This is a genomic window from Borreliella yangtzensis (assembly GCF_014201775.1).
GTDB classification, from domain to species: Bacteria; Spirochaetota; Spirochaetia; order Borreliales; family Borreliaceae; genus Borreliella; species Borreliella yangtzensis.
On record NZ_JACHFG010000070.1, the window covers coordinates 1 to 1,418 of the forward strand.

Consider the following 1,418-nt stretch of genomic DNA (forward strand, 5'->3'; position numbering starts at 1 on the left):
TTTAGCAAAACTGCTACTATTGTTCCAATTACAAATAATTTTGAAGGGTACTTAGTAGTAAAAGATGGAACGCCTAAAGCAAAAGAAAAGCTTTATTTCAATAATGACGGTGTTCTTGAAAAGGTTAGTGGGGGAAATAAGCCGATTGTTAATGCAATAGCATTATCTGATGCAAAACAAATTAATGGGGAATATTTTTTAATAAAAGTGGCTGTATTTGGGAATAGAGCTAAAAGCTCAAATTAGAATAAGGAGGTTTTAAATGTCATTATACGATGAAAATTATTATGCAAAAGCTGTAGCGAATATTATAGGGGAGGTTGAAGACCCTATACATTATAGATGGTTTTCACTCGAACAAATTCAAGATGTTGATCTTCAGATGGGGTATGACAAAACTATTAAATGGGATGCATTTTTAAATGCCAATCCCACAACGATTGCTAATGAAGTTAATACTATCTCAACTATTGGGTTTAGTTCTCAAGTAGTTAGACTAAATTACTTAAGACTACAATACAAATTTAGGCACCTAAAGCAATCGTCTGAAAAATTTTACACTTCAGACTCATATGTTGGGGACATTAATAATAATTTATTGCCTTTTTCTCAAGCCTATGTACTTGCAAGTAATGAAATTATACACCTTATTGATCATTTTGTACTAACCGGAACTGTTTCAATTCAAAAAGATGGAAAAAATCAAAAACGCTTACTTCCTAATATGTATGGACTACTTAATATGCCCGAACAGATAAAAGAAGAAGTTGCAAGTGGCGATAAAGACAAAATGGATAAAATATTTGAAAAAATTAAAACGGGCCTTACAAAGCTAGAACTAGGCAGAAAATTTTCTACCCCTATGATGGTAATAGTTGACCCGATAACTTCATTAAAATTGGTAGAACCATATACAGTAGGACAAGCTGCTGCATCAACAAGTGAAAAATGGGAGGATATTTTGATTAGAGCTATTAAGGCTATTAATAATCGAAAAAATGTTTACATTGAAACTTCAAATTTACTACAACATCAAATACTTATTTACCCGTTAAACCCCGCGCTTATTAAATTTAAGCCTAGCAAGTACATGTTGCCTATGCCGAATGAACAAGTTGATACAGACTCAACCTATATTGCTCATTCATACATTGATTTTGTTTTAGGAGGACTGCTTGCTACTAAAAATACTATTTTGCAAGTGAACATTAAGCAAAGTTAAAAAGATAAGGTAAATCAAAGTGAGTGAACAAAAAGACTTACAAGCACAAGAACAGAATGAAGAAGAACTTTTAGTAACAAAACTTCATACTGAAGTGCTACTGCTATTAGGAATAGATCAATTTGCGTTAAGTAAACAGAATTTTCTACTTCATTTATCTTTACTTCAAGCTATTCTAGTAACGCGTGGTATTGAT

3 protein-coding genes are annotated in these 1,418 nt (G+C 32.0%); all 3 read left to right on the top strand.

Annotated elements, in window-relative coordinates; all coding sequences use genetic code 11:
* A partial coding sequence (locus HNP68_RS06860) for a DUF228 domain-containing protein (RefSeq protein ID WP_183221731.1) occupies positions 1-246 on the top strand: 246 nt, incomplete at its 5' end.
* Between the two features lie 16 nt (positions 247-262).
* Positions 263-1,222, top strand: coding sequence for a hypothetical protein (locus HNP68_RS06865; protein ID WP_183221733.1), 960 nt, complete (start codon positions 263-265; stop codon positions 1,220-1,222).
* 19 nt (positions 1,223-1,241) lie between these two features.
* On the top strand, positions 1,242-1,418 hold a 177-nt coding region (locus HNP68_RS06870; RefSeq protein ID WP_183221735.1), incomplete at its 3' end, for a DUF3890 domain-containing protein.